General features: G+C 66.7%; 1 protein-coding gene. It reads right to left on the bottom strand.

The annotated features are described in order from the left end of the window. Nucleotides 1–1,443, bottom strand: a 1,443-nt coding sequence (locus EN991_RS35610) for a glycoside hydrolase family 15 protein (protein ID WP_245461171.1), incomplete at its 3' end; no start/stop codon positions are given. Nucleotides 1,444–1,542 lie beyond the last annotated feature (99 nt).

Consider the following 1,542-nt stretch of genomic DNA (forward strand, 5'->3'; position numbering starts at 1 on the left):
GTTCCAGACGTCTGATGTCTCGCGCAGATAGGTCGCCGCGTCCGGCTTGCCACAGGCGTCGAGCAGGTCGGCTGCGGCAAGCAGTGCGGCGATTTCGACGGCGAGCGTGAACGGGCTGTAGCCGGCATCCTCTTCCCAGCGGTCCTCGCCGGTGACCGGCCCGTTGCGCACGACGAAGCCGGCGGCGCGCTCGATCATCGGCAGAAAGACTGCGAGCTTGGCGTGCGGCAAATGGCCGGCGCGGTGCAAAGCTTCGGCCAGCAGCAGCGGAAAGGCGCATTCGTCCATCTGGATGCCGGGCCAATAGGCCGATCCGTCGAGCCAGGCGTTCTGCGGCCAGTGGCCATCCGGCTGCTGGATGGAGCCGAGATAGTCGAGGATTTGCAACGCCGAGGCGGCGTCGCCGGCAGCAAGAAAGCCGCCGGCCGTCTCGACCAGATCGCGCGGCCAGACCAGATGGTAGCCGCCGAGGTCGTCGTCGCCCTTGTCGAAGCCCCACGGGATCGACAGGCTGGCGACCGCGGCGCCCGGTGTGGCGATCGACCGGTGCGTCGCCAGTACCGCCGTCGAGACGCGATAGAAGTTGATCCCGGGCACCGCGTGCCGGTCGAGCGGCAGCAGGCCCTTTTGCCAGTTGCGCCAGTTCTGGAGGTAGGAGTTCGCCGCGGGTTCAAAACCCTGCTTCAGGCTGGCGAAAGCATGTTCCGCAGCCTCCTCGGGCGTCGCGCCAAATCCCAGCGCCAGCAAAGCCTTGGTCCTGGCCGCGGAAAAGCCGATCTCGCCGGTCAGCGCGACATTGCCGTCCTCGGCCCGCTGGTACGCAGCATCGAGCTCACCTGTGTTGTGCAGTTGCTGCCAACCGTCGGAAAAACCGACATAGCCGGCCGAACCGGTCCGCCAGGGCAGCGACGAGGCCAGCGCCAGGCAGGAGCCGCGCCCCGAGGCGAACAGCACGGGCTTTCCCTCGTGTTCGCCGACCCAGGCGGTGTTGCCCATGCCGGCATTGACCAGATGCGGCGCCAGAAGCGCGTAGACGCGATAATCGTCAGCGACGCCCCTCAGCGCCGTGAAGGTGATTTCCTGCAGCAGCGCCGGGCGCGCCGGATCGGCGAGGATGCGCTTTTCGATCCGCCAGGCGCCGTCGTTCGCCGTGTTGACCAGCCGGTAGGCGGGTACGCCGTCCTCGAACGGTTCGATGCTGTGCGTGGCAGCGCGCTTCTCTTCCGAGAAATAGCCGGCGGCGGCGGTGACGATCAGGCCGAGGTCGCGGGTGCAGGCACTGTCGACGCGCGAATAGTAGATTTCGTTGAGGATGCCGTGGCTGATCGTGAACCAGATCCGGCCGGCCGGCGAAAGCGACGTTCCGACGCCGCTCTTGGCGCTTGACGTCCAGCGCGCCGGAATTCCCGGGGCGCCCGGAGCAACGTTTTGCGTCACTGGCATTCTGTTTCAGTCTCCTGGCCTCCTCCCTAGACCATGACGCGAACCCTTTACAATCATTGCACCGCAAGTTGATCGGCGGGCCGACGGCAGGGCAACGAA

The organism is Mesorhizobium sp. M7A.F.Ca.US.005.03.2.1 (genome assembly GCF_003997795.1).
Classification (GTDB): domain Bacteria; phylum Pseudomonadota; class Alphaproteobacteria; order Rhizobiales; family Rhizobiaceae; genus Mesorhizobium; species Mesorhizobium ciceri.